This is a genomic window from Nocardia sp. NBC_00511 (assembly GCF_045161165.1).
In the GTDB taxonomy this organism is placed as follows: domain Bacteria; phylum Actinomycetota; class Actinomycetes; order Mycobacteriales; family Mycobacteriaceae; genus Nocardia.
In genome coordinates, this window is sequence record NZ_CP107849.1 from 1,926,099 (window position 1) to 1,952,420 (window position 26,322).

The following is a 26,322-nucleotide window of genomic DNA, read 5'->3' on the forward strand; positions in this document are numbered from 1 at the left end:
TCAGGTCATGATACGTTCTGCCGCGTGACACGGGCCAGCGACGAATCGTCGAGCGGAACACCAGGTGCGGGACAGGTCCTGCGCCGGAATTTCGCCGAGACCGTGCTGTCGAGCGTGGCCACGCTGGGCCGGGCCCTGCGGATCGGAATCGATGCCGTCTACATCGGCGCGAAGGATGCCGCCCGGCTGCGATTCCAGGTGCACGAGACCCTCGCCCAGGCCTGGTTCCTGATTCGGGTGACCGCGATACCGAGTGTGCTGATGGCGATTCCGTTCGGCGTCATCGTCTCCGCGCAGGTCGGCAATATCGTGTCCCAGCTGGGCGCGGATTCCATGATCGGCGCGGCCGGTGGGCTCGGTGTCATCAAGCAGGGCGCGCCGATGGCGACCGCCATGCTGCTCGGTGGCGCGGGCGCGGCGGCCATCGCGGCGGACCTGGGCGCGCGAACCATCCGCGAGGAGGTCGACGCCATGCGCGTGATGGGCGTGGATCCCGTTCAGCGCCTGGTGGTTCCGCGGATCGCGGCGATGATGCTGGTGGCGCCGCTGCTCAATGTGCTGATCATCTTCGTCGGCATCGCCTCGGGTTTCGCGGTCGCGGTGGCGGCCCTGAACGTCACGCCGGGCAGCTACTGGCAGTCGTTCGGCGCGTTCACCACCCCGCTCGATATCTGGGTGTCGCTGCTGAAATCGCTGATCTTCGGGTTCCTGGTGGTGGTGATCGCCTGTCAGCGCGGGCTCGAGGCCAAGGGCGGTCCGCGCGGCGTCGCCGACGGCGTGAACGCCGCGGTGGTGATGTCGGTGGCCGCGGTCGCGGTGCTCAATACCGTGATCACCCAGGTGGTCACCATGTTCATTCCGGTCAGGATGGCGTGATGGCCGCAGCCCCGTACACCCCGGCTGGACTCCGTTGGGCGAGCCGGTTCCGCGGCCGCCTGCGGCCGTGGGGTCCCATCGAATCGCTGGGATTCGTCCTGGGTTTCGTGTGGCAGGTGGTGGCGTCGGTGCCGTACACGCTGGTGCACTACCGGCGGCAGACGATCATGGTGATCACCGATATGACCTGGGGTCGCGGGTCGGTGATCATCGGCGGTGGCGTGGTGCCACTCATGCTGCTGCTGGGTGCGGCCATGGGCGCGTCCATCGGCATCGAGGCTTTCAGTGCGCTCAACCTGCTCGCGCTGGGACAGCTGAGCGGTCTCATCTCCGCGTTCGGGGTGACCCGTGAGCTCGCGCCGATCGCGGCGGGTGTCGGATTCGCCGCACAGGCCGGCTGCCGGATGACCGCCGAGATCGGCTCCATGCGCATCTCCGAGGAGATCGACGCGCTGGAATCGCTGGGCATCCGCTCGGTGCCGTTCGTGGTGACCACCCGGGTGATCGCCGGAATCGTCGCTGTCGCGCCGGCATTCGTGGTGGCGCTGATCCTGAGCTACTACTCGTGCGCGCTGATCGTGACCACCGTGCACGGCACCCCTACGGGCACCTACAACCACTACTTCGACCAGTTCGTGGTGGGCTGGGATGTGGTGGCCGCGACCATCAAGGTGATGGTGTTCGCGGTCGCGGTCGTCCTGATCCATTGCTACCAGGGCTATTTCGCGACCGGCGGCCCCGAAGGGGTCGGGATCGGGTCCGGGCGGGCCATTCGCGCCAGCTTGGTGTCGATCATCGCCCTCGACATGGTCGCGACCATCGTGCTGTGGGGCTTCCAGTCTCCGATCTCTTTCACCGGGTGATGCCATGCCTGCCTATGCTCTGCCCGGCACCGAGGTCGGGCCGCGACGCGCCCGGGTGCTCGGGGCCTGCGCCATCGTGCTGACCGTGCTCGGCGTGACCGCCTGGCGGGTGCTGCCCGAACGGGAGGATCCGGCGGATCTGCATGTCGCACTGCTGGTTTCCCAGGTGGGCGAGGGCGTCGCCGCCGGAACCGATGTGCGCCTCGACGGTGTCCAGGTCGGGTCGGTCGGCGGCATCGAGTCGGCCGGGGCGGCCGGGCAGCGAATCGAGTTGCGCCTGAACCGTTCTCAGCTCTTCGGCCTGACGAACTCGATGACCGTCGACTACGTGCCGGGCAATCTGTTCGGGATCAGCGCGGTCGAACTGCACCCGAATGCCGGTGGATCCGCGCTCACCGACGGGACGACGGTGGATCTCACCGCCGACCCCGGCGGCGTACGCGACGCCACCCTGGCGGCCTTGCTGAAGTCGACCGGCCGCCTCACCGGCGAGGTGCTGACACCCGAACTCTCCGATGTGCTCGCGAAGGTCTCGCACGACGTCAGTGCGTTCACGCCGCTGTTGCGGGCGCTGGGCGCGACCGCCCGGGCCTTCGCCGAAACCCAGCAGCTGCCACCGGATCTGCTGTTCGACCGTTTCGGCTCGGTGCTGACCGGGCTGCCGCCCATACTGACCGGAGGCATCGACGTGCTGCACGCGTCGTACGCGAACAGCTATCTCCAAACCCCCGAGCATCTGGCACGTTTCGGGCAGATGTGGTCCGACGTGCAGAACCAGCTGCTGCCGGTCGCCACCGGGATGCTCGCCCTCTCGCGCGGCTATTTCGCGGGATTGCTGCCGTTGGGGACGCTGCTGCTCGACCAGTTGTCGGGTTCGATCAGCACTCCCGAGCAGTCCGCACAGCAGTTGAGCGAGCTGCTGACCCGGCTCACGGATGCCTTTCACGAGACCCCCGACGGTCCGGAGCTGAATCTGGCTGTCGAACTCGATGTGGCACCCGGATTGGCCGGTCCACTGGCGGATCTGCTCGCAACTTCGCAGGGCGGGCACTGATGACGACTCGTGCTCTGCTACTGCGTGTTTCGATCGCCACCGCGGTGATGGTCGTGGTGCTCGTCGGCGTCTTCCGGGTGGTGGAGCGTCCCGTCGGCGGCGAAACCCGCACCTACACAGCGCTGTTCACCGATGCGAACGGCCTGCGCGCGGGCGACGATGTTCGCCTCTATGGCGTTCAGGTCGGCAAGGTGGGCACGGTCGAACTCGACGGTGCGCAGGCGCGCGTGCGTTTCACCGTCAGCCGTGCGCGCCCGGTGTTCGCCAACAGCAAGGTGGCCATTCGCTTCCAGAACCTCACCGGCTTCCGCTACCTCGATATCGAGCAGCCGGATCAGCCCGCGGGCCAACGTGATCCGAAGGCGGTGTTCGGAGTCACCGAGACTGTTCCCGCATTCGACATCACCACGCTGTTCAAGGGCTTGCAGCCGGTGCTGGCGCAGCTGTCGCCGGATGACCTCAACCAGTTCGCGGCCAGCATGCTCGCCGTCATCCAGGGCGACGGCAACGGGCTGGGGCCCGCGCTGGACGGGATCGAGAAGCTCAGCCGCTACGCCTCCGACCGGCAGGCGGTGATCTCCACGCTGGTCGGCAATCTGGGGCAGATCGCCGACCATCTGGGTGGCAAGTCCGGCAATACGATCGCGCTGCTGACCAACCTGACCGACCTGTTCCTCACCATCACCGACAAGCTTCCCGGCCTGATCAGCTTCTCGATCGAGATACCGCCGGTGCTGCAACCGATCCGGGACATGCTGACCGTCGCCGGGGTCACCGGCGACAGCGGCCGCGATCTCGATGCCGTGCTGCGCCAGGCGTTTCCGAGCCCGCAGCAGGCGGTGGACGTATTCCAGCGGTTGCCCGGACTGATCGACGCCATGACCGTCGCGGTGCCGCGCACCGGGCCCGACGCCACCATGACCTGCGCGCACGGCAACGCCCAAGCCCCCGAGCCGTTTCGCCTGCTGATCGCCGGACAGAGGATCGTGCTATGCCATTCCTGAGGCGCACGACCCGCACCGGACAGGGGCTGCCCGCCAACGATATTCGCTGGGGTCTGGCCGGGATCGGCGCGGTCGTCCTGCTGCTGGTCGCCGTCACGGCCGTCTATCTCACCGGAACCTCCGCGCAGCGCACCTATTCCGCCGACGTGTCCCAGGCCGGGGCGATCCGCCCCGGTGACGACGTGCGAGTCGCGGGCATTCCGGTCGGCAAGGTCAGCGCGCTGACACTGCTGCCGGATCGGGTCCGCATGCGCTTCACCGTCGCCGAGAACACCTTCCTCGGCGATCAGACCACCCTCGACATCCGCATGCTGACCGTGGTCGGCGGCTACTACGTGGCGGTCCAGCCGGCGGGCACCACGCCACTGGGCGGCAAGGTCATCCCCGAGGAGCGGGTCACCGTGCCCTACAACCTGACTCAGGCCTTCCAGGACGCGGTGACACCGGTGCGGCGCATCGACGGCGACACCTTCCGCCGCGACCTCGACGCCGTGGCCACCTCGCTGGGCAAGAGCCCGGACTCACTGCGGACCGCTATTCAGGCCGCCGGTGATCTGACCGGCGTGCTGAACAAACAGAACGCCGACGTCTCCCGGACCCTGTCCATCGCCGACGAATATCTCACCGCGCTGAACCGGAATTCCGACGTGCTGGCCCGCCTGCTCACCACCTTCGGCACCCTGGAGTCGCTGGTGCAGAACAACAAGGTCCAGGTCGCGCAGTCGCTCGAGGATCTCGCCGCGGTGCTGCACGATCTGACGCCGCTGGGCCGGGCCTGGGACGACTCGCTGAAGCAGCGCGCCCAGCCGCTCGCGGACGCGGTGCCGAAACTTCAGGAGCTGGGGCAGCGGCTGGGCACGCTGCTGGATTCGTTGCGCGCCTTCGAACAACGACTGCTTCCACTGCTGCCCGACGGCGGCGGGGTGAGCGTCGATCAGTCCGCGCTCACGGTGTGCGTGCCCGTTCCCGGGGGCGGGTGCTGATGCTGCATCGGATTCTGGGTTCACGCGGCCTGATGTCCGCGGTGGTCGTCGCCACCCTGGTACTGGCCGGTGCGGTGGGATTGAAGCTGAGCAAACCGACACCGCCGGTGCACACCTACTGCGCGGACATGCCCGACAGTATCGGCCTCTATCAGGGCAGCGCCGTCACCGTCATGGGCGTGCCGGTCGGCACGGTCACCGGCATCGAGCCCGAGAACGGTTCGGCCCGAGTGCGTTTCACCGTGCGCGCGGATCGCAGGCTGCCCCTGGACGTCGGGGCGGTCACCGTCAGCGACACCCTGGTCGCCGACCGCAAGCTCGCGCTCATCGGCGACGAACCGGCCGGGCCCGGCTGGGACGCAGCGCACTGCATCGCCAAAACCCTGACACCCAAGAGTCTTTCGGAGACCTTTCAGGCGCTGGCCGGTCTCATGGACAAGCTCAACGGTGCCGGGGATCCCGCGCAGCGCAGCGCCCTGGGCTCGGGACTCGATACCCTCGACACCGCTACCGTCGGCTCGGGTGCGCAGATCAATGCGATCATCCTGCAACTGAGCCGGGCGCTGGCGGCGCCGGACGCCGCCATCGGGCATGTCGGAAGCCTGCTCGACGCGCTCAGCGAACTCGCCCACCGGGCGCGTGGCAACTGGGGCACGGTGCAGCAGTCGGTGACCGGGTTGGCGCAGACCTTCGGCGATATCGACACTCTCGCGTTCCCGCCCATCATCGAACTGGTGGGTGCGCTCGCGCAGGTGCTGCCGCAGGCCAACGACGCGATCATGATGTTCGGTTCGCCCGCCTTGCGCTCGCTGAACGCCATCCCGGATCTGGCGCGCCTGATCGCGTCCGGGGCGGGCTCGCTGGCGCAGGTGATCTCGATGGCACCGGCCATCGCCGCCGGATTCACGGGTGCGCGGGATCCGGCGTCGGGGCAGCTGACCATCGGGTACACGCCGCCGAAAATCGCTCTGGCCCATCAGGATACGACGCAGGTGTGCGTGGCCGTGCAGGCCCTGACCGGGCAGCGGTGTCAGACCTCGGGCAGCGGCGCCGTCACGGTGCCCGCGCTGCCGCTGCTGCTGGCGGGGGTGAGCGCGAGATGAAGCCGTTGCGCCGCCGGGTCCTGGTCTGCCTCACCGTGCTGTTGACCGCCACGGCATGCGATTTCCAGCCCGCCGACCTGCCGGTGCCCGGAGCCGGGGTGGGTGGTCCGACCTATCGGTTGCGGATCGAGTTCGCCGACGTGCTCAATCTGCCTCAGGGTGCGAAGGTGATCGCCGACGGTGTGCGGGTCGGCCAGCTGACCAAGGTCACCCTCGTCGACCCGGTCCTCGCGACGCCGACGGTGCCCGCGCGCCGCGGTTACGTGATCGCCGATATCGCCGTGCGCGATTCGGTGCGGCTACCGGTCGGGACGACCGCCGAACTGCGGCAGGCGACACCGCTCGGCGATGTGCACATCGCTCTCACCGAACCGGCGAAACCGGCTGCGGCACAGTTGCAACCGGGCGCGACCATCCCGATCGCCGACACGGCGCAGGCGCCGTCGATCGAGGACATTCTGGCCGGACTGTCCACATTCATCGGCAGCGGGGCGGTCACCGACATTCAGGACATCGTGCGAAAGATGAACGCGGTCATGCCTGCGGACCCGGCCGACACCGCGCGCATCGCGGACATCCTGGGCTCGGACCTCACCGATCTGGGCGGTCACCTCGACTCGGTGGACGCCGTGCTCGACGGCTTGCAGGCCACGACTGTCGATGGCCTGCAACACAATCAGGCCGCGCTCGACGATCTACTCACGCCCTACGGCGTTCAGCACACCACCGATTCGATCAACGCCCAGATCGGCGTGATCTTCGTGCTCACCTCGCTCGGCCCGCTGGCGCCCGCCGCACAGTGGCTGGGGCCGCTGCTGACATCACTCGACGGCACCATGCGCGCGGTGGTGCCGATGCTGTTCGGCAACCATCCCCTCGACACGGATTCGCCCTCGAACATGAAGCAATTGACCGATCTCATCGAGAATCGTCTGCTGCCCTTCGCCGAACACGGACCGAAGCTGAACCTGGTCGGCGTGACGGCGACACCGCAGGCGGACGTACCGGTGCTGCCCGCCGGGGAGCAGACCGCGCGAATCGTGGACGCGCTGCGCATGATCGGGGTGGTTCGATGAATCTCCGCGCCACCGCCTCACTCTCGGCCATCGCGGCCGTGCTGGTGCTTGGCATCGTGTACATGTCGATCGGGGTGCTGCACCTGGATCCGCGCCGGAGTTATCTGACCGCCGAACTGCGGTTGAGTGATTCCGGTGGGCTGGGGCGCAATGCGCCGGTGTTGTTGTCGGGCATCCAGGTCGGGCGCACCGAATCGGTGAGCAAGCAGGCCAGCGGGGTGCTGGTGCGGCTGCGCATCGACAACCGGTATCGGATCCCGGTGTCCAGTGAGGTGCGCATCGAACAGCTTTCGGCGCTGGGGGAGCCGTATGTGGAGTTCGCGCCGTCTTCCGGTGCCGGGCCGTATCTGACGGACGGTCAGGTCGTCGCGACGGACCGGGTGCGGATGCCGATGACCATCACCGCCCTGTCGGCGCGACTGGTCGAGTTGATGAAACAGCTGCACCCCGAGGCGATCTCGAGCCTCGTCGGCACCTTCGATCAGGCGCTGGCGGGCACCGATGACGCCATGGCCACGCTGCAACGCTCGACGACCCTGCTGGCCGCCGCCCTGCTCAGCCGGACCGGTTCGATCCGGCAGCTCTTCGCCGACGTCCAGGCGCTCGGCGGCAATATCGACTGGCTCGGGCCGTCCATGGCTGATGCCGGACCGAAGTTCGGGGAGTTCGGCGTCGTGCTGAACCAGATCGTGGCCAACGGTTCTCAGCTGGTCGAGGCGCGCCCGGTCGCCGACTACTTCACCGGGGACGGCCTGGTGCCGTTCCTCAAACAGCTCACCGACCTGCTGGACAAGATCGGGCCCGGCATCGCGCCACTGGGGCCCGCGCTGGAACCGATGGTCGCGGCGGCGGTGCGGCGCGCGCCCGCGCTCGATATCAGCGCACTCATCGACCAGGCGTTGCAGAGCATCGGGTCCGATGGCGCACTGCATTTCCGAATCGGAGTGAAATAGCCGGATCATCCACCGCCTCAGCGGGATCCGGCGGAAGGGGAGCATATGAGTACCGTCGTCGAAGCAGCCGACACCGCCCAGGACGTCGAGCAATCCGGAGCGGCCGGGCCGAAGCCGCGGCTCGGCGGGCGCGATCCACGGACGTTGTCGATCCGATTGTCGACCGTCCTCACGGGCATTGTCATCGCGGCCCTCGCCGCCGCGACGCTCGTGTTCGCGGGACTGTATCTGTCGGCGAATTCCACACTGGCCGACCGTGATTCCAAGGAATCCACCGACCGGCACGCCGAGCAGATCGCCTCCGACTACGCCCTGGGCGCCTCCACCATCGACTACCACGACGTGAAGGGTTGGATCGGCCGCCTGCAAGCGGGCACCACGCCGCAGCTGTCGGCGAAGTTCGACGCCACCGCCGCGCAGCTCGAACAGATTCTGCTGCCCCTGCAATGGACGTCGAAGGCGACGCCGCTCTCGGCCACCGTGGTTTCGGAGGCCGACGGCGTTTTCAAGGTCAATGCCTACTTGAACGTCACCTCCACCAGCGCCCAGACACCCGACGGCGCACAGACCACCGTCACCTATTCGCTGACCATCGACCGGGCCTCGGGGTGGAAGATCACCGATGTCGGGGGCCTGCGGAACGCGCTCCCCGCGAAATGATCAAGTGACGGATCGGGTCACGAAATCCCTTGCCGTAAAGCATAATCCGCCCGCAAGCGGTGCTGCTGGGAACCGCTGGCGTGGCCGCCTGCGTCATGGTCCTGATCTCGGCGACCGCCGGCCCGGTCGCCGCCGACTCATCGCCCGCGGACCGCTCATCCACCACCATAGTCTCGAGATCCGGGAGGGGAGACGATGAAAGGGACATCTTGAAGCCCTCACCGAACCTGGCACCACGAAGATCCACAGCGGAGAAAGTTGGCACCTTGCATGCTGGTGCTGGCCAGATCTGGTCCATGCTGCTGCTGTTACCAAGCTGTTCGACAGCCTTCGCAAACCGCTGCGTGACGGCAGTCTGCCGCGACAGGCCATATTGCTCGCTCGTCGCCATCGATGCCAGCTTCGCCCAGCCACCCCACCCGAAGAAGGCTCGCCCCGTACGTCTCATACGAGTTCGGCCGGTGTTCGGGTGACGCAGCGAATGGACCTGATTCGGCCGACGCCGTGCGCCAGCCGCCCCCGTTCTTGATCTCACGCGGCGGTGGTTCTGGGGGCTGGGGGCCGAGGCGGTGCCGAGGTACGACGGTCGGCACCGCCTGGAGTGGACCTGCCCGGTGCAACCGGTCAGAAGGCGATGAAGAGGATTTCGTCGCGGCTGTAGTCGTGGTCGGGGTGCTTTTCGGCGAGATGGGCCTGGGTCTTGGTGACCAGGTCGTCTTCGTCGGTTCCGCGAATGGCTTCGCCGCAGGGGCAGTTGAGGTTGGTTTTCATCGGGTCTCCTAGCTTGGACGTGCTCGGGTTCCATACTGGCGCATGCCCATTCGGGCGGTGCCTAGTGGTACCGGACATTCCAGTGTTTGATGCCGTTGATCCAGCCGGAGCGCAGGCGTTCGGGTTCGGAGACCTGGGTGAGGTTGGGCATGGCGTCGGCGAGGGCGTTGAACATGAGGTCGATTTCCAGGCGGGCCAGGTTTGCGCCTACGCAGTAGTGGGCGCCGGTGCCGCCGAAGGCGAGGTGGGGGTTGGGGTCGCGCAGGATGTTGAAGTCGAAGGGGTTGTCGAAGGCGCTCTCGTCGAAATTGGCTGAGCTGTAGAACAATCCGAGGCGATCGCCTTCGCGGATGCGCTGGCCGCCGAGTTCGGTGTCGGCGGTGGCGGTGCGCTGGAAGGCGGTGACGGGGGTGGCCCAGCGGACGATCTCGTCGGGAGCGGTGCGGGGGCGCTGCCGGCGGTAGAGCTCCCACTGGTCGGGGTGATCGACGAAGGCCTTCATGCCGTGTGTGATGGCATTGCGGGTGGTTTCGTTGCCCGCAACGGCGAGCAGGATCACGAAGAAGCCGAATTCCTCCGACGCCAGGGACTCGCCGTCGAGGTCCGCGTGCACCAGTTCGCTGACGATATCGCCGAGCGGGTTGGCGCGGCGCTGCTCGGCCAGGTTCCAGGAGTAGCCGAGAATCTCGACCGAGGCGTTGGTCGCGGAATCGGTGGTGGCGGTGTCGCCGTACTCCGGATCGTCGTAGTTGAGCATCTGATTGGACCAGTCGAACAGCTTGCGGCGGTCGGCCTGTGGCACACCGAGCAATTCGGCGATGGCCTGCAACGGCAGCTCCACCGCGACCTGCTCGACGAAGTCGCCGCCGCCCTCGCGCTGCGCGGCGTGCACGATGGCGGCGGCCCGCTCGGTCAGCGCCGCGCGCAGGTTCTCCACCGCGCGCGGGCTGAAACCCTTGGAGATGATGCGCCGGATCTTGGTGTGCTTGGGCGGATCCATGTTCACCAGCAGCGCGCCGGTGGCCTCGATCTGCTCGGGCGTCGACTCACCGGGCAGGCGGATGATGGAACCCTTGCGCTGCGAGGAGAACAGTTCGCTGTTACGCGAGATCTCCTTGATGTCTTCATGTCTGGTGACCACCCAGTAGCCGCCGTCGCGGAAACCGCCGGAGCTCTCATCGGTCTGCGGGTTCCACCACACCGGCGCGGTGCGGCGCAGTTCGGCGAATTCCGCTACGGGATTACGGGTTTCCCAGAGTGCCGGATCGGTGAAATCGAATCCGGCGGGAATGGACGGCGCTGACACAGCTTCCTCCTGAGGGGCCGACATCGTTGTGGACCGGGTGAATTCAGCGCTGCCGGCGGCGGTAACGGACCCGGCAGGGCTGCTGCAGCTGCACCACCATCTTGGAGTGGTCGTTGCGGTAGGTGTCCGACGGCTGCGCGAGCTCGAACTCCCAGTCCCGCAGAAGGATCGAGAAGATCGCCTTGAGCTGCATGAGCGCGAACGGCGCGCCGACACAGCGGTGACGGCCCGCGCCGAACGGAATCCAGGTCCACCGGTTGACGGTGTCCTCCTGCCGCGGATCCAGATAGCGGCCCGGATCGAAGGTGTCGGGATCGGGGAAGTCCTCGGGGATCCGGTTCGAGATGGCCGGGGTGGCGGCCACCATGTCACCGGCCGCGATGCGATGGCCGCACACCTCGAACTCGTCACGGGCGATGCGCATCAGGATGATCAGCGGCGGATGCAGCCGCAGCGCCTCCTTCAACGCGGCCTCCAGATTCGGGATCTGGCGCAGCGCGTTGTGACTGACTTCCGAACCGTCGGAATACAACTCGTCGAGTTCGCTGACCACACCGCCGAGAATCTCGGGATTGCGCAGCAGCTCGATGATCGTCCAGGCCGCGGTGCCGGAGGTGGTGTGGTGACCGGCGAACATCATCGAGATGAAGATGCCGGTGATCTCGCTGGCCGAGAAGCGCGAGACGCCGTGCTCGTCCTTCACCGAGATCAGCACATCGAGCATGTCGCGCTCGTCCTTGCCGGTCGGCGGGTCGGCCTCGCGCGCAGTCATGATGGCCTGCACCAACTCCACCAGCTGCACGCGGGCTTCGTCACGGCGGGTGAAGCTTTCGATCGGCGCGTACGGATCCACGTAGGCCAACGCGTCGGTGCCCTGTTCGAGCTCGTGGTAGAGGTGCGCGAACCGGCCGTCGAGCTGATTGCGGAACTTCACGCCGATCAGACATGACGAGGACGTGTAAATGGTCAGCTCGGCGAAGAATTCGAGCAGATCGATCTCACCCTCGTCGTCCCAGTGCGAGAGCATGGCGTCCACCTCGCGGGCGATGGTCGCCGCGTGCCCGCGCATATGGTCGGCGCGCAACGCCTGGTTGTGCAGCATCTCCTTGCGCCGCTCGGGCGGGGCGTCGAACACCACGCCCTCGCCGAAGATCGGCTTCATGAACGGATACGCCGCGGCCTGATCGAGCTCCTCGTCGCTGGCGCGGAAGAAGAACTCGTTGGCCTCCGACCCCGACAGCAGGATCACATCGCGCCCGGCCAGTTCGAAGGACCCGACATCGCCGCATTCGGCGCGCACCCGGCGCATCAGCGCGATCGGATCGGTGCGGAACTCCTCGAGGTGCCCGTGCTCGTCGCCCTCGCCCCCGGACACCCGCTGCGGCTTGACCAGTGTCATTGGAAATCCTTCCCGGAATACCTGCCCAGACCACATATGGACATGTGTCCGGACAGTACTACGGTTGTTGGTGTGCGACAAGACATCAGCGGGGGATCGGGGTCAGGCGTCGGCGGCCAGTAGGCGGCGCACGCAGGCCTCGAGGAGATCGGCGACCTGTTCGTAGGACAGCAGGCCCATGCCGCCCTGCAGCAGTGCGCCGGCGTAGAGCAGTTCGAACATGGCAAGGCCCTCAGGGTCTTTCGCGTTCATCGCCGCGGCCAGGCGACGGCGGATCTCCCTGCCGATCCGCAGCCTCAGATGCTGGACGTCGGGGTCGTCGCCGAGCAGCGCGCTGCTGACCGCGTGTGCGAGCGCGGGCTCGTCGGCGACCAGCATGGAGACCTGTCGCAGCACCGCCACCACCCGTCCGGTGGCGTCCGCGTCGCCGGGCTCCGGGGGCGGGGTCGCGGTCAGTCGCCGCCAGAACACCTCGGTGATGAGGTGTTCCTTGGAGGAGAAGTAGGTGTAGGCGGTGGCGGTGCCGACTCCCGCGGCCGCGGCGACGAGTCGAATCGTGGTGCCGGAGAAGCCTTCCCGCGACAGCACCTCGACGGCCGCCGCGGTGAGGCGGTCGACGGTGTCGGCCTGTTTCTCGGTCAGGCGTCGCCGGGTCGCCTCGATGCCGGTGGATGCGAGTTCGGACATGTGTCTGAATGCTACTCCAGCACTGTGTTCAGAACAATTGACCTGCGGTCACCACAGTGGAACGGGCGCCTGGCCGATCGGATACCAGCCCGGCAACTTCTCGCCGCTGGTCGCGCGCTGGATGCGCTTGGTCATGCCCTCGGAGAGCGCCTTGCCGGTGATCATGTCCAGGAACAGGGCGCTGACATTGCCGAAGTCGAAGAAATCGCGTTGCCAGGACCATTGGAAGTCGCCACCGTAGCGAAACCAGCTGCCGCCGATGCCCTCCGGCGAATAGTGGCGGCCGTCGGCACGCTGCCGGTCGCTGACCTGCTTCCACAGGCCGATCAGGTTGCCGGAGCGCTCGTCGATCACCCAGTCCTGATACGGGTAGGTCCAGCCGTCGAGGCCGTCCATTTCCAAACCGATGGCGATATCCCGGATTTCGTCACGGCCGACGGCCATGAACTCCTGGGTGGGCCCGTAGTTCCAGCCGTAGGTGGCGTCGGGGGTGTAGAACTCGGCGAGTGGACGCCAGTCGCCGGTCGCCTCGCAGTCGCGATTGGCCTGCAGCCAGCGGCGGACCATCTCGTCGAGTTCGGCACGGTCGAAATCGGCCATGGTCATTGTCCTTTCGGTTTGGGGATGTGGTGTCAGCGTCAGCGCAGGCGCACGGTGATGGGCAGGTGGGCGAAGCCGCGGACATTGGTCGAGTGCACGCGTTCGATGCCGAGCTCGATCAGGTCGTATTCGCGGACGCGGGAACGGAATTCGCGCAGGGCGATGGTGGTTTCCAGGCGGGCCAGGTGTGCGCCCAGGCAGAAGTGCACGCCCGCGCCGAAACTGGCGAGATTGCCCTTGGCGGCGCGATCGATGCGGAAGGTGTCGCCGTCCTCGAACACGGCCGCGTCCCGGTTGGCGGAACCGATGAGCAGCAGCACCTTCGCCCCGGCCGGGATGGTCGCACCGTGCAACTCGATATCGGTGACGGCGCTGCGGGCGACGATCTGACTCGAGGTGTCGTAGCGCAGCGTTTCCTCGACCCAGTCCGGGACCAGGTCGGCGTCGGCGGCGACTTTCGCGTACTCACTCGGATCGCGGCCGGCCCAGTACAGGGCATTGCCCAGCAGTTTGGTGGTGGTCTCGTTGCCCGCGACGACCATCAGGAACATGAAGCCGATGATCTCCTCGTCGGTGAGGCGGTCGCCGTCGATCTCGGCCTCCAGCAGCGCCGAGGTGAGATCCGTTGTGGGCCTGCGGCGTCGATCGGCGACCAGATCGCTGTAGTAGGTGATCAGCGTGAGCGCCGCCTCGATGGCGGGCATGGGTACGTCGAGCACGCCCTGCTCGCGGTGCACGACCAGGTCGGCGAGGCGACGCACCTCGGCGCGATCGGCGACGGGGACGCCCAGCAGTTCGGAGATGACGTCCATGGGCAGCTTGCCCGCGAATTCCTCGATCCAGTCGAAGGTTTCGTGTTCCAGCGCCGGGGCGAGGTGCTCGACGGTGAGCTCCTGGATGCGCTGATCCATCTCGTTGACGCGGCGCGGGGTGAAGCCCTGGAAGACGAGTCGGCGCATGCGGACGTGCCGGGGATCGTCCATGGCCAGGAACGACATGGTGCGGTGGGCGTGCGGTCCCCACGCGGCCGGGTCGAGGGAGACGCCATTGGCGCTCGAGAGGCGGGCGTGGTCGCGGAAACCGGCGATCACGTCGGCGTGCCGCGAGAGCGCCCAGAACCCGAGGTCCGGGTTGTGATACAGCGGAGATTCCGTGCGCAGCCGCTGGTAGAGGGGGTACGGGTCGTCGTGCAGGAGGTAGTCGTAGGGGTCGAAGGTGAACGGCTCCAAGGAGGCCGAGGTCATGACGCATACCTCGCATTCGCTGGTCGGGGACCGGAGGGTCACCGAGAAAGACATCTAGCTGGACAGCTGTCTGGACGCTATCATCGACACTGTTCCATCACAACGGCTATCGTGACGCGCCGAGAGCCGATACGGCCGACCGCCGAGCAGTGGTGGTGGGCCCAGTAGGAGGAGTGGCGTGGCCGTGAAACAGCCGAAGGGCCTGAATTCGCCGATGACGGCGCACATCATTCGATACGGGTCGCGGGTGCAGACCTGGGTGTATCGGCGCACCGGTGGCCGCGTCGGCGGGACGTGGCGGATCGGGGCCGGATTCCGGCGGCCGGTGCCGACGCTGCTGCTCGAGCATCGAGGTCGCAAGTCCGGCAAGGTGTTCACCGCGCCACTGCTGTACCTGCCGGACGGGGACGACATCATCGTGGTCGCCTCGCAGGGCGGGCGGGCCGATCACCCGCAGTGGTATCGCAATCTGGTGGCGGATCCGAACGCGCACATCCGGATTCGCTCCGAACATCGGGCAGTTGTCGCACGGGTCGCGAATCCGCAAGAACGGCAACGGTTGTGGCCGCTGCTGACCGAGCTCTACGCCGACTTCGACGCCTACAAGTCCTGGACGCAGCGGGAGATCCCGGTGCTGATCCTGTCGCGCCCGGTGACCGGGTGATCTTGCGTCGGCCGTGGCGGTCTGGACTACTGTCTGTCACGGGTTCCGGCGGCGTGCACGATGCTCCGGCGCTGGCGAAAGGGACGGTATGAAGGTCAGCGGCGCAATGATCGACCCGCAACTGCGGGGGCCCGGTGTGTGGATTCGGCGGGTGATGTCCGCGCACAGCGAGCGGCGACTGCGGATGCTCAGCAAGGTAGTCGGCGTGGTCGCGCCGCTCGCTCGCATCGGGGCCTCGCGGACAATGCGGGTGGAGGAGATGCGCGTCGACCGTGGTGACGGGACCACGCTGCGGGTGCTGGTCTACGGGCCGTTGACGCCGGGTGAGGCCACCACCGGGGTGCTGTGGCTGCACGGCGGCGGGTATTTCCTGGGCAAGCCCGAGCAGGATGTGGCGGTGTATCGGCGAATGATCGCCGACACCGGATGCGTCATCGTCGCGCCCGATTACCGGCTCAGTGTCGATCAGCCGTATCCGGCGGCCCTCGACGACGGCTATGCCGCGCTGCTGTGGTTGCGGGACAACGTGATTCGCCTGGGTGTTCGTGAGGATCAGCTGGTGGTGGCGGGGGAGAGTGCGGGCGGTGGGCTCACCGCGGCGCTGACCCTGCTGGCTCGCGATCGCGGCGAGGTGAACGTCGCGTTCCAGATGCCGATCTATCCGATGCTCGACGACCGGGTCTCGACCGCGTCGGCACGCGACAACGACGCACCGCTGCTGGATACGGTCACGCTGATTTCGGCGTGGCGGCTGTACCTGCGCGAACTTCAGGGCGGCTCCGACGTGCCCGTATATGCCGCGCCCTCGCGTGCCGTGGATCTGCGTGGGCTGCCGCCGACCTTCACGTATGTCGGTGAGCTGGAGCCGTTCCGGGACGAGACGGCCGCCTACGCCGAGGCGCTGCGCAAGGTCGGGGTGCCCGTGGAGTTCGAGGTGTACCCGGGGTGCTGGCACGGGTTCGACCGGTTGGTGCCCCGTGCCCAGGTGAGTCGCCGGGCGATGCGGTCACGCACGCGCTGGTTTCGGGACGCGGCCGCCACCTACTTCGCGCCGCAGCCCGGATCGCGCCGGGATCTGGCCTGATCAAGGCGGAAGGCATTGAGCCTCAAGGGTTTCGCGACCCCTCCAGGTAGGCGACGATCGCATTGGTGAGGCCGCGGCGCGCGGCCTCCAGATCGGAGTAGGTGCCCAGCTGCTGTTCGGAGACGATGCCGCGCATCGCTCCCGGCAGGAACGAGGCGACCTCCCGCACCCGGTCCGGATCCACATCCAGGTCTGCGAAAGCCTGCTCGCACGCGGCGGTCCAGCTGCCCAGCCACGAGGACAGCTCGGCGGAGGTGCGCGGGTAGAGTCGCTCGAGTTCGCCGCGGTCGCGGGGCAGGGCTGCGCGCAGGCTCTCGATGGCGCGGGAATCACGGGCGGTCAGGCCGGTGAACATGGTCTCGATGGTGGCGGCGACCCGATCCCGCAGCGGGGCCGCCGGATTCGCGGCGGGCAGACTGCCGCGGCGTTCGGCGGTGCGGTGCAGGACCGCCGCCCACAGGCCGTCGATATCGCCGAACTGGTATTTCACCGCGCCCCAGGTGGCGCCGACCTCCTTGGCGATGCGGTTGGCGGAGACGGCGGCCGGGTCGCCGGTGGCCAGCGCGCGCAGGGCGGCCTCGAGCATGTTCTCGCGGGTGGCGAGGCCGCGGCGGTTGACGCGCCTGGCGGTGAGGTCGGCTCCGTCGATCATGCCGGGAATTCTATCGATTGGTTTCACAGAACCCACTGTCATTTTTCGCAGAACCCACTATCATTCTGAGTGCGCGCCGAGATCTGTTGCCGCAGCGGCCCTTCCGAGTGGCCTCGGCTCCGGCCGCGCTCGGGCATGAGAGGAATCGCAATGGCGAAGCCGCCGCTGTCGATGCAGCCCACGGGATGGTTTCAAGTCGCGTGGTCGCCGGAGATCGCGGTCGGGGCGGTGCGGCGCATGCGCTACTTCGGCCGGGAACTGATCGGATGGCGTTCCGCGGCGGGGGAAGTCACCGTCATGGACGCCTACTGTGAACACCTCGGCGCGCACCTGGGATTCGGCGGGCACGTCGAGGGGGAGCACATCGTGTGCCCGTTCCACGGCTGGGAATGGGATCGGGAGGGGCGCAATGTGTGCATTCCCTATGAATCCCACCCCAATCGAGGGCGGCGGATCCGCACCTATCCGGTCGCGGAGCGCAATGAATCGATCTACATGTGGCACGACATCGACGGGCGGGCACCGTATTTCGAGGTGCCGGACGTCTTCGAAGGCTTCGGGGACGGCAACAGTGCGGCCAACTACTATCCGGCCGTCCCGCAGGGCACGCTGTTTCGCGAACGCCTGGAACTGCATCCGCAGTACGTGCTCGAGAACGGCGTGGACTCGGCGCATTTCAAATACGTGCACAAGGTGCCGTTCGTGCCCAAGTTCACCCGCCACGATTTCGACGCGCCCGTGTCATATGTCGACTTCACCGTCACCTTCGGTGATGCGACGGGTATGACCGCCGACGAGATCTCCAGTGGTGTGGAGGCCATCAACGCCGGTCTCGGCGTGGCGGTCACCAAGAGCTGGGGGATGATCGACAACCGGACCATCTCCGCGATCACGCCCGTCGACGACGACACCTGCGATGTGCGATTCACCGTATGGGTGGGCCGGTTGCCCGAGGACGATGCGTCGGTCGCGCCACCCAAGGTCGAGCGCGTGATGCGGGCGGTGATCGAGCAATTCGAGGCCGACGTGCATATCTGGTCGCATCAGCGCTACTCCGATCCGCCCGCGCTGTCCCGCTCGGAATATGACGGGTTCACCGCCCTGCGCACCTGGGCCGCCCAGTTCTATCCCGCCTGACCCCTCCGCACCAATCACGAAAGGCGCTGCGGCCCATGACAACCGACTCCGTGAAACGACCCATCCGGGTCTTCCAGGTGGCCTCCGGCAATGTCGGCACCGAGATGATCGCGCGCCTGCGCAACCATCCGGATCTGGAAATGATCGGATTGCACTGCTACACACCGGAAAAGATCGGCCGCGACGCCGGGGAGATCGCCGGACTCGACCCGATCGGGGTGACGGTGACCGGAACGGTCGAGGAGATCATCGCCGCCGCGCCGGACGTGGTCACCTTCCACGGCGTCTTCCCCGACGAGGACCTCTACGTCCGCGTGCTGGAAGCCGGAATCGACATCGTCACCACCGCCGACTGGATCACCGGCCACCACCGCAACCGCAACCACCCGCACCCCTCCGGCCGCCCCACCTCCGAAATCCTCGAATCCGCCTGCCGCCGCGGCGGTTCCACCTTCTACGGCACCGGCATGAACCCCGGCCTCACCCAGATTCTCGGCATCGTCCACACCTGCGACGTCGCCGACCTGGAGAACGTGACCGTCATCGAATCCGTCGACGTCTCCTGCCATCACTCGGTCGGCTCCTGGCAGATGGTCGGCTACGGCCGCCCCGTCGACGACCCCGAAATCCCCGCCATGCTGGAAAAGGGGACCAGCGTCTTCGCCGACGGCGTGCACCTCATGGCCGACGCCTTCGGTCTCGAACTCGACGACGTCGTCTTCACCTACGAACTCGGTGCCTGCACAAGGGATATCGACCTCGGCTGGTACCAACTCCCCAAAGGCTCCCTCGGCGCCAACTACATCAAATACCAGGGCATGGTCGACGGCGTCCCGCGCGTGGAAGTCCACGTCGAATGGCAGATGACCCCGCACACCGAACCCCACTGGAACATCCAGGGCTGCTACCTGACCAAGATCAAAGGCGACCCCTGCATCACCAGCAAACACCAGATCCTCCCCAAACGAGGCACCGACCTGTCCGACCCCACCGCCTTCGCCTCCATCGGTATGACAGTCACCGGCCTCCCCGCCCTCAACGCCATCCCCTGCGTGGTAGCGGCCCCGCCTGGAATCATGACGAGCGCCGATCTTCCTCTGCGCGCCTTCGCAGGTCGCTTCAAGGCTTGACCATCGGGACGCCTTCGATCGTGGAGAGATCTGTCCAGCGAGAGGTGCTGAGCGCGTGTGAAATCGGCCATCGAGGTCGGCAGCGGTCACTGCGTCGAGTGCTCGCCCCGGCACAACGGCTGTTGCGGACCTCTGGCGGAGCCGTCGATGCGGACCTGGATACAGTCGAGGATGAACCGCGCCTCGGCTGACGGTGCGGGTTCGTTGAAGGGGGATCGATGGAGACATCCGAGCGGTACCGAATCTTCGCCGAGCACGAAGTCCGCGGGATCTCGCCGTGCTATGAGGACTGGTGTCGTGAGATCGCCGCCGACGCAAAGGTTCTCGCGCTGATCGAACAATTGCCGATGGACAAGCGGCAGCCGAATCTGGTGCTGGGGGCCGCGCGGTACCTCGGAGTCGAGATCTCGGGGTACCCGACGTTCAAGAGGTGGCTGGTCGAGCATTGGGGTGACGTGGCCGAGGTGGCGTTGCGGCGGCGGACCCAGACCAACGAGGCCGGGCGGGCGGCGGTGCTGTTGCCGGTGTTGGCGGGGCTGGAAGGGCCACTGTCCCTGATCGAGGTGGGGGCGTCGGCGGGGTTGTGCCTGTACCCCGATCGCTACAGCTACCTGTACGACGATCTGGTCAGGATCGATCCGGTGGATGGGCCGTCGTCGGTGCTGAATGTGTGCGCTACCGCCGGTGAACCGCCACTGCCGCAGCGACTTCCGGTCGTCGTATCGCGAGCCGGGGTGGATTTGAATCCGCTGGATGTCGACGATGCCGAGGACATGCGGTGGCTGGAATGTCTGGTCTGGCCGGAGCAGTGGGATCGGTTGCGGCGGTTGCGGGCTGCGGTCGGTGTCGCGCGGAAGGAGGCTGCGCACATCGTTGCTGGTGACTTGGTGGACGAGGTCGCGGGCTTGGTGGAGGCGGCCGCGCCGGGTACCACCGTCGTGGTGTTCGGCAGTGCGGTGCTCGCGTATCTCACGCCGGAGGCCCGGCGCGAGTTCGAAGGCGTCGTGCGGGATCTACCGTGTCGGTGGATCGCCAATGAGGGGGCCGGGGTGATCGAGTCCGTTGCGGCGCGACTTCCCGTGCCGGTCAGCGATATCCGCGGCCGGTTCGTCGTCAGCCTGGACGGGGTGCCGGTCGGGGTCGCCGGTGGGCACGGGCAATCGCTGGACTGGTTCGGCGGGAACCGGTAGGACTCAGCGGGATTGGGCGGCCAAGGTGAGGGCGCGTTTGCGGATGAGGGCGATGGCGCGTTCGGAGAGGCCTATTGCCTGGGCCAGTTGGTAGTCGGTCCAGTCGGGATAGAAGGTGAGGGCCTGTTCGGCGGCGGCCATGCGGTCGGCGGCGGAGAGGGGCAGGCCGTGGGTGTTGTTGAGGCGGACGGCCAGCAGGAAGGCTTGGGCTTCGTCGCCGTCGAAGTAGACGGCGTCGATCCACTGGGCGCCGGTGTGGTGGGCGGCGCGGACGCGGTGGGCGCCGTCGATGACCGTCATGTTCGAGCGGTGCACGACTATCGGCGGGAGCAGGGCGGCTACGTCGGAGAGGGTGTTGACGTGGCGGATGTTCTCGCCGGAACGTCGGATGCGGTGATCGATACGCAAGCGGTACAGGGGGATTCGGACCACGGGGGCCGAATCCGGGCCGTGGTGATGGGTATCGGAATGGGAGCAGGCGAGTCGTAGGGTTCGAGTCACCGGCCAGGTGGTGATCCGGTGACGGAGATCGTCGCGAAAACACACCCACCATGCGCTGTCCAGTCTCAGCATGCCGCCCTCCCGACGCCGAGCAACCCCGAAGCACCGGCACGCAGACAGCGTTCCGGACAGGGCCTACCTACGACGCGCCAGGCGGTCTCACCATGGAGTACCGGCAGGATTCCCGCAGGAGCGGGTGCGTGTGGAACGCACTATAGCGGGCCTGAGGGCAGTTATAGCCACAGCAAATCGACCGCCGGACTGCGGCATTCAGGGCGAATCGGGCTGACCTGGTGCGGTGTCCGGAACGAAGTCCTTTCAGTGTTAGATATTCGACAAAAATTGCCGACGGTCTGTTTGCTGGGAGGCGGGGAGGTCTAGACCTATTCGTCGGTTTCCGGGTCCCGGACGGTCACCAACGCGGCCGTGGTGTGCTGGTCGAGGGCCATCAGAACGGCTTTGGCGTACACCGGTTTCCACTCGCCATCGAGCGTTCGCAGGCGCAGCGTGCCGTTGGTGCGGGTGTGCGCGAGCTCGCGGCTCATGGTCTTGGCGATGGACAGATCGTCCGGGTGGATCGCGGGATCCGGCTCGCCCGAAAGGGATTGCCAGGCGATTTCGGGCATGGCGGGGCCCATCCAGCGCATCAGGCGCAGGGTGCGCAGATCGACGATGGCGCGGAACTCGCCGTCGGCGGCGGCCGCGTCCAGGACGCGATGCTCGAGGATTACCGGGGGAGGCGCGCCCGTGACGTTGGTGGCGTCACCGATGTCGTGGGTGACGCCGCGCATGAAGACCTCGGATTCACCTGCGGCCGTGAGCTCTTCGAGTATCCGGCACGAGAAGTGCGCGGCCCGCAGCGCGCCGTCGTCGCGGCGGACCGTCCATACCGCCTGATGTTCGGTGCCCGGCGCGGAGCGGACCACCTTGGCCAGGGCATCCGACTCGTCGGTGTTGGTGATCACCCGGGTGAAGACGCCCGCGATGGCGTGCTCGCGGGCCCGCTCGTGCGGGGCGACACCGTAGAGGTCCAGGAGATCGTCGGAGCGCGTCGATTTCGACGTGGACAGGTTGAAATACCACGCGCCCACCGGATCTCGCGGCGGCACCGGCTCCTCGACGGGGCCCGACCACAGCAGCACCGAATGCATGCGCTCCGGCGTGATCAGTTGCGGGACAGTGACGGTGCGGCGTCGGCCGTCCTCGCTGATCATCTCCACCGGCGCGAGCGCGTCGGCCGTGGCCGCGATCGCGCCCTTGATCGTCGCGAGAGTCTCACGCTGCCGCAACATCTGGGCCAACGGCACGAACTTCTTCGGCGCGCTGCCCAACCCGATCACCGTCGGCTCGTCGTCACCGAACGTCTCGATGAGCAGCCATCGTGTACCCGCCATGCGCTGAATTCCCCTCTATCCCCGAACGATCAGTCGAATCAACTGCTCATAGCGACCTCCGGCGATCCGGGCGACAGTGTCCGCGAGCAGCGCATCCGGTCCTATCAGAATGCGGCTGTGCCCGTGAGCGATTCCGCGCAAGATCACCCGCGCCGCCTGCACCGGCTCGGTACGCGCCACCTGCCGATCGAACCGCTCCGCCGCCGCGGTCGCGTCCACCCCCGCCGCCGCCAACGCCGACCACGCGATCCCCGTCTTCACCCCACCCGGATACACGCAGCTGACAGCAACATTCGGATGCGACCGCAACTCCGACCGCAGCGACTCGCTGAACCCCCGAATCGCGAACTTGGCCGCCGTATACGGCGCCGCCCCACCCAACCCGATCAGCCCGTACGCGGACGACAGATTCGCGATCCGCCCCTGCTTCGACCGTAGCACCGCCGGAAGAAACGCCTTCGTACTCACCACGGCCGCCCCGAAATTCGCCCGCATCACCGCATCGAAATCCGAAGGCTCCGACTCGACCACACCCCCGTAGTAAAGCCGCCCAGCATTGTTGATCAACACATCAACCCCACCAACCCGCGCCTCCACCTCCGCGGCCACCTCGGCCATCCGCCCGACATCGGTCACATCCGCGACGACCGCCACAGCCTTCCCGCCGGTCCGCGCCACCAGATCCCGTGTCTCACCCGCTTTCTCGGCATCAACATCCACCAAGATGGTCGCCGCCCCCGCCTCAGCCAACTGCACAGCCAACTGCCGCCCGATCCCACCCCCGGCCCCAGTGACAACCGCCGTACTCCCCGCATAAAAACTACGCTTCATACAACCGAGTCTGCCCATACCCAAACGCTTTTCGCGACCGGAGCGGAATCTTCCACCCATTTGGCCCACCCCGAGGACGCGCCGGACCGCTCGACTTCACCCTGCAATCAGCTCACGGGCTCGCTCGATGAGGTCCTCCGGGTGCGGCCCCGCATTCCCGTACGACTGGCCAACCTGCCGACCGTAGGCATAGACAACCAAGGTGTCCGCCCTGGTGACCTCCTCCCGTTCGGCCGCATATCTCACCTGCCTGTAATTGACGGTGCCGAAGGCGATATCGGCGTACTCGCGCCGACGGACGAACCCGAAACAAGCAGTCAGGCTGCTCGAGTGTTCGTCACCGCGGTACTCGACGACAGCGATTTCGCTGCTCGCGGTGAAGTCGTCGATCGCCTTCCACCGCTCCCACGGGCTGGCATACCGCTCGAAGGTGATCCACGTGACCGACATACCGCCACACTCTCGCACAGAGCCGTGACCTGCCGCAGAGCTGAATGGGCCTAAGCCTGCAATCGGACCCATCGATCGTCAGGAAACTGACTGCAGCACGCGCGTTTTGCAGGAATAGGCCCATATGTAGCGCGTGGCTGCTCTGCAGCAATGGATGTACCGACAGCTTGCATTTCGACGTCCTTCAGAGTTGCCACGCGGGTTCAGTGAGTCGGGCCGGATGTGGTTTGGATGGTTCGGGCCGCTGTGATCTGCTCCCATGCTTCTCGGCTCGGTCCTTGTGGGGGTGGGGTGAAGGTGGGGTGATCGTTGAGCCACTCGGTGACTCGACGTTCGATGTCCGGGGCGGTGTAGGCGGTGTCGGGTAAGTCCATCAGGTTTCTCACTCGTGCTCGGGCGCGCATGACGTGGGGGTCGTCGAGGGCGCACCACGGCAGGGCGGCTCGGAGCGGTGTGGAGGTGTTGTTGGGTCGGGGGTGGGTGCCGGCGGGTGTGGATTGCCATCCTTGCCGCAGTTGGGTTTCGGCTTCTCGGTCGGAGGTGACCTGGTGGTCGAACCAGGGGGTGAGGGTGGTGGCGATCCAATGGTGTTGGTCGACAACGAGGTCGGCGCCGGGTGGGCGGTGGACGTTGGCTGCCACCCAGGCGGACATTCGGAGGGCGAACGGGATGCCCAGGCCGAGGGTGGGATTGGTGTGCATCACTGTGTCGCCGATTCCCAGGAGGCCGGTGACTATCGGTCCGTCGGTGTCGATCAGTGAGGTCGAGCGGTTGTGGAGGCCGGCCATCGCTCGGACCGGACCGACAGCGTCGTGTGGCAGTGCGAGCCATTCGGCGCAGCCGGGGTAGGTGCGGGCAATGGCTTCGAAGACCTGAGGATCGCGTAGGGCTGTGCGGGTCGGGTCGGTGGTGGAGACGACCAGGTTGATTGCGAAAATGCCGTTGTCGCTCGGGAATACGCCGCCAAGGGCGAAGCTCGTGGAACCGCCGGTGGTGTTGGTTGCCGGGGTGCGGGCGGCATCGGGGCGTAGTCGGTACCAGCGGCAGAAGTAGGCGATGCCGGTTCGGTGGGTGTCGATGACGGGGCTTCGGCCGCCGTGTTGGGCGAGCCAGGCGGGGATGGGTGATCGGCGACCCGCGGCGTCGATCACGAGGTCGGCCGGGTGTGGACCGGTCGTTGAGTGGACGCCCACGATGTGGTGGTGTCCGTCGCGGGTTTCGCTGATCAGCGCGGTGGCTGGATCGCCTTGACGAATCACCACTTCCGGCTGATCGCGTGCCGCATCGCTCAGCGCGCGCTCGAGGAGGACTCGGCGGGCGCGAATGCTGATCAGGTCCGCGTCGTCGGGACCGGGTGGCGTGCTTCGGGACATGCGATGGAACTCGTGCCACTCTTCCGCGCCGAATCGGAGCATCGAGGCATAGACGTCGGGGGCTTCGCTGCGCAGCACCGTGCGTACCGGCGCGTGCAGATTGTGGGGTTGCATCGCCTGTGGGACCTGCGGGCGATGCCAGTCGAAGAAGTCCGACTCCATGTCGGTGCCCGTGCCTCGGGAATCCTTCTCCAGCACTGTTACCCGGTGACCGCGGCGGCCGAGGAACACCGCCACCGCCAAACCGCCGATTCCGCCGCCGACTACGACAACCTGCACCATCGCGCCCCTCCAACCCGATCGTTGAATGTCGACGCTACCGAACGGCGCAGTGCAACTGGGTGTTTCAGTTGGTTGAGCGGGCCTTTGTCGTGGTTGTGGTGCCCGAGCTGGAGGAGGTCGAAGTGGGGGTGGTGGTGGGGATTTCGACCACGTCGGGGACCTGGGCGCCGCCGAAGACGGGGACCGAGGTTGCCGGGGTGGGTGGGGTGAGGGGCGCGCTGCGGTGGTCGGCGCAGCTGGTTGCGGCGGCCACTATCACTGCGAGCGTTGCCGTAGTGATGAGGAACCTGGGCATGGAGCCGCCTTTCGGGTGGATGGTGGAGCTCGGTCGCCCGGCGGAGTGCCGCGAATACCGGGGCCGGATGCGGTGTGCTGAGGTGTAGCCAGAGTGGATCAGGGCCTATTTTGATGCATGTCGGCCCGTGGCGCACCTTGTTGGCCAGGAAAGGCACGGGAGGTCTGCCGCGGTGGCACGGGTGGTGAGAGGGAGATGCCGAAATGCTATGTGCGCCAAGTCAGTAGGTCGGGGAGTGCGAGCCGACCGGTGGGGATGGCGTTGGGGGAGGGTGCATTACCGGGATCCGGGTAACCCAGGGCTATCGCGTGGCGGGGAAGCAGACCAGGCGGGAGGTTGAGCAGTTCGGCGGCGCGGGTGACATTGCTCGCGGGATGCAGGGTGGTGGGGCAACTGCCCAGGCCGATGCTGGCGGCGGCCAGGCACAGGGACTGGGTGACCCGGCCCATGTCGAATTCGGTGTCGGAGAAACCGTTGTCCTGGGTGGCCAGGACGAGAACGAGTGGGGCGGCGGCCAGATGGACCGCGAAGGAGCCGAGGCGGGACAGGTCGCCGCGCAGCGCGGGATCGGTCACCGCGATGAAACGCCAGGGCTGGCGGTTACGAGCCGAACCGGTCCAGCGGGCGGCGTCGATGAGCTCTTCGACGGTGGTGCGGGGCACCGGGTCGGGTCCGAAATGTCGGACTGCGCGCAGGGTTCGGATCGCCTCGTCCACGGCAACGACCGTAACGCAGGCGGATCCATGCGAGACCGCACGGA

Annotated in this window: 28 protein-coding genes; 14 read left to right on the top strand and 14 right to left on the bottom strand. The window is 67.0% G+C overall.

Annotation, left to right across the window (positions count from 1 at the left end; translation table 11 throughout):
* The first annotated feature begins 24 nt into the window (after nucleotides 1–24).
* Genes OG300_RS09090 through OG300_RS09130 form a run of 9 tightly spaced genes read left to right on the top strand, consistent with a single transcriptional unit; the run spans nucleotide 25 to nucleotide 8,572 of the window.
* A complete protein-coding gene (locus tag OG300_RS09090; protein WP_405494108.1) occupies nucleotides 25–876 on the top strand; it encodes an ABC transporter permease in 852 nt (283 codons plus the stop codon).
* Nucleotides 876–1,739, top strand: coding sequence for an ABC transporter permease (locus OG300_RS09095; RefSeq protein ID WP_405494110.1), 864 nt, complete (start codon nucleotides 876–878; stop codon nucleotides 1,737–1,739). Before OG300_RS09090 ends, OG300_RS09095 begins: the two co-directional genes overlap by 1 nt.
* Nucleotides 1,740–1,743: 4 nt before the next feature.
* Nucleotides 1,744–2,793, top strand: a complete 1,050-nt coding sequence (locus tag OG300_RS09100; RefSeq protein WP_405494112.1) for an MlaD family protein — start codon at nucleotides 1,744–1,746, stop codon at nucleotides 2,791–2,793.
* Complete coding sequence (locus OG300_RS09105; RefSeq protein ID WP_405494114.1) at nucleotides 2,793–3,797, top strand: MlaD family protein; 1,005 nt, start codon at nucleotides 2,793–2,795, stop codon at nucleotides 3,795–3,797. Before OG300_RS09100 ends, OG300_RS09105 begins: the two co-directional genes overlap by 1 nt.
* Nucleotides 3,785–4,780, top strand: coding sequence for an MlaD family protein (locus OG300_RS09110; protein ID WP_405494116.1), 996 nt, complete (start codon nucleotides 3,785–3,787; stop codon nucleotides 4,778–4,780). The genes OG300_RS09105 and OG300_RS09110 overlap by 13 nt, the downstream gene beginning before the upstream one ends.
* A complete protein-coding gene (locus tag OG300_RS09115) occupies nucleotides 4,780–5,883 on the top strand; it encodes an MlaD family protein (protein WP_405494118.1) in 1,104 nt (367 codons plus the stop codon). The genes OG300_RS09110 and OG300_RS09115 overlap by 1 nt, the downstream gene beginning before the upstream one ends.
* Complete coding sequence (locus OG300_RS09120; RefSeq protein ID WP_405494120.1) at nucleotides 5,880–6,959, top strand: MlaD family protein; 1,080 nt, start codon at nucleotides 5,880–5,882, stop codon at nucleotides 6,957–6,959. Before OG300_RS09115 ends, OG300_RS09120 begins: the two co-directional genes overlap by 4 nt.
* Nucleotides 6,956–7,912 carry an MlaD family protein gene (locus OG300_RS09125; protein ID WP_405494122.1) on the top strand — a complete coding sequence of 319 codons (957 nt, stop codon included), beginning with the start codon at nucleotides 6,956–6,958 and terminating at the stop codon, nucleotides 7,910–7,912. Before OG300_RS09120 ends, OG300_RS09125 begins: the two co-directional genes overlap by 4 nt.
* Before the next feature lie 45 nt (nucleotides 7,913–7,957).
* Nucleotides 7,958–8,572 (top strand): hypothetical protein, encoded by a 615-nt coding sequence (locus OG300_RS09130; protein ID WP_405494124.1) that lies wholly within the window; start codon nucleotides 7,958–7,960, stop codon nucleotides 8,570–8,572.
* Between the two features lie 624 nt (nucleotides 8,573–9,196).
* Here the strand turns inward: OG300_RS09130 and OG300_RS09135 are convergent.
* From OG300_RS09135 to OG300_RS09160, 6 genes are all read right to left on the bottom strand, one after another.
* Entirely contained in the window at nucleotides 9,197–9,343 is a 147-nt protein-coding gene (locus tag OG300_RS09135) for a DUF1059 domain-containing protein (protein ID WP_405494126.1), read from the bottom strand.
* Nucleotides 9,344–9,404: 61 nt separating this feature from the next.
* A complete protein-coding gene (locus OG300_RS09140; RefSeq protein WP_405494128.1) occupies nucleotides 9,405–10,649 on the bottom strand; it encodes a cytochrome P450 in 1,245 nt (414 codons plus the stop codon).
* A gap of 43 nt (nucleotides 10,650–10,692) precedes the next feature.
* On the bottom strand, nucleotides 10,693–12,048 hold the full coding sequence (locus OG300_RS09145) for a cytochrome P450 (protein ID WP_405494129.1): 1,356 nt from the start codon (nucleotides 12,046–12,048) through the stop codon (nucleotides 10,693–10,695).
* A gap of 102 nt (nucleotides 12,049–12,150) precedes the next feature.
* On the bottom strand, nucleotides 12,151–12,735 hold the full coding sequence (locus tag OG300_RS09150) for a TetR/AcrR family transcriptional regulator (protein ID WP_405494131.1): 585 nt from the start codon (nucleotides 12,733–12,735) through the stop codon (nucleotides 12,151–12,153).
* Nucleotides 12,736–12,783: 48 nt separating this feature from the next.
* Entirely contained in the window at nucleotides 12,784–13,335 is a 552-nt protein-coding gene (locus OG300_RS09155; protein WP_405494133.1) for a nuclear transport factor 2 family protein, read from the bottom strand.
* Between the two features lie 38 nt (nucleotides 13,336–13,373).
* Complete coding sequence (locus OG300_RS09160; RefSeq protein WP_405494135.1) at nucleotides 13,374–14,579, bottom strand: cytochrome P450; 1,206 nt, start codon at nucleotides 14,577–14,579, stop codon at nucleotides 13,374–13,376.
* Nucleotides 14,580–14,793: 214 nt separating this feature from the next.
* Between OG300_RS09160 and OG300_RS09165 the strand changes: the two genes are divergently transcribed.
* The gene (locus OG300_RS09165) at nucleotides 14,794–15,243 is read left to right on the top strand and encodes a nitroreductase family deazaflavin-dependent oxidoreductase (protein WP_405498509.1); all 450 of its coding nucleotides are present in this window, start codon (nucleotides 14,794–14,796) and stop codon (nucleotides 15,241–15,243) included.
* Nucleotides 15,244–15,349: 106 nt separating this feature from the next.
* The gene (locus tag OG300_RS09170) at nucleotides 15,350–16,327 is read left to right on the top strand and encodes an alpha/beta hydrolase (RefSeq protein ID WP_405494137.1); all 978 of its coding nucleotides are present in this window, start codon (nucleotides 15,350–15,352) and stop codon (nucleotides 16,325–16,327) included.
* Nucleotides 16,328–16,349: 22 nt separating this feature from the next.
* On the opposite strand, the gene OG300_RS09175 is transcribed toward OG300_RS09170, so the two are convergent.
* Complete coding sequence (locus OG300_RS09175) at nucleotides 16,350–16,979, bottom strand: TetR/AcrR family transcriptional regulator (protein ID WP_405494139.1); 630 nt, start codon at nucleotides 16,977–16,979, stop codon at nucleotides 16,350–16,352.
* A 150-nt stretch (nucleotides 16,980–17,129) separates the two neighbouring features.
* Between OG300_RS09175 and OG300_RS09180 the strand changes: the two genes are divergently transcribed.
* From OG300_RS09180 to OG300_RS09190, 3 genes are all read left to right on the top strand, one after another.
* Nucleotides 17,130–18,116, top strand: a complete 987-nt coding sequence (locus OG300_RS09180) for a Rieske 2Fe-2S domain-containing protein (protein ID WP_405494141.1) — start codon at nucleotides 17,130–17,132, stop codon at nucleotides 18,114–18,116.
* Nucleotides 18,117–18,151: 35 nt separating this feature from the next.
* A complete protein-coding gene (locus tag OG300_RS09185; RefSeq protein ID WP_405494143.1) occupies nucleotides 18,152–19,246 on the top strand; it encodes a dihydrodipicolinate reductase in 1,095 nt (364 codons plus the stop codon).
* Nucleotides 19,247–19,464: 218 nt separating this feature from the next.
* Nucleotides 19,465–20,436, top strand: a complete 972-nt coding sequence (locus OG300_RS09190; RefSeq protein WP_405494145.1) for a DUF2332 domain-containing protein — start codon at nucleotides 19,465–19,467, stop codon at nucleotides 20,434–20,436.
* A gap of 3 nt (nucleotides 20,437–20,439) precedes the next feature.
* On the opposite strand, the gene OG300_RS09195 is transcribed toward OG300_RS09190, so the two are convergent.
* From OG300_RS09195 to OG300_RS09225, 7 genes are all read right to left on the bottom strand, one after another.
* A complete protein-coding gene (locus OG300_RS09195) occupies nucleotides 20,440–20,844 on the bottom strand; it encodes a ParB N-terminal domain-containing protein (protein WP_405494147.1) in 405 nt (134 codons plus the stop codon).
* Nucleotides 20,845–21,320: 476 nt separating this feature from the next.
* On the bottom strand, nucleotides 21,321–22,331 hold the full coding sequence (locus tag OG300_RS09200; protein ID WP_405494149.1) for a GAF domain-containing protein: 1,011 nt from the start codon (nucleotides 22,329–22,331) through the stop codon (nucleotides 21,321–21,323).
* A gap of 15 nt (nucleotides 22,332–22,346) precedes the next feature.
* The gene (locus tag OG300_RS09205; RefSeq protein ID WP_405494151.1) at nucleotides 22,347–23,162 is read right to left on the bottom strand and encodes an SDR family NAD(P)-dependent oxidoreductase; all 816 of its coding nucleotides are present in this window, start codon (nucleotides 23,160–23,162) and stop codon (nucleotides 22,347–22,349) included.
* Nucleotides 23,163–23,258: 96 nt separating this feature from the next.
* Entirely contained in the window at nucleotides 23,259–23,612 is a 354-nt protein-coding gene (locus OG300_RS09210; RefSeq protein ID WP_405494153.1) for a hypothetical protein, read from the bottom strand.
* Nucleotides 23,613–23,815: 203 nt separating this feature from the next.
* On the bottom strand, nucleotides 23,816–25,267 hold the full coding sequence (locus OG300_RS09215; RefSeq protein ID WP_405494155.1) for an NAD(P)/FAD-dependent oxidoreductase: 1,452 nt from the start codon (nucleotides 25,265–25,267) through the stop codon (nucleotides 23,816–23,818).
* A gap of 64 nt (nucleotides 25,268–25,331) precedes the next feature.
* The gene (locus OG300_RS09220; RefSeq protein ID WP_405494157.1) at nucleotides 25,332–25,562 is read right to left on the bottom strand and encodes a hypothetical protein; all 231 of its coding nucleotides are present in this window, start codon (nucleotides 25,560–25,562) and stop codon (nucleotides 25,332–25,334) included.
* A gap of 206 nt (nucleotides 25,563–25,768) precedes the next feature.
* Nucleotides 25,769–26,278 (bottom strand): nitroreductase family protein, encoded by a 510-nt coding sequence (locus tag OG300_RS09225; RefSeq protein WP_405494159.1) that lies wholly within the window; start codon nucleotides 26,276–26,278, stop codon nucleotides 25,769–25,771.
* Nucleotides 26,279–26,322 lie beyond the last annotated feature (44 nt).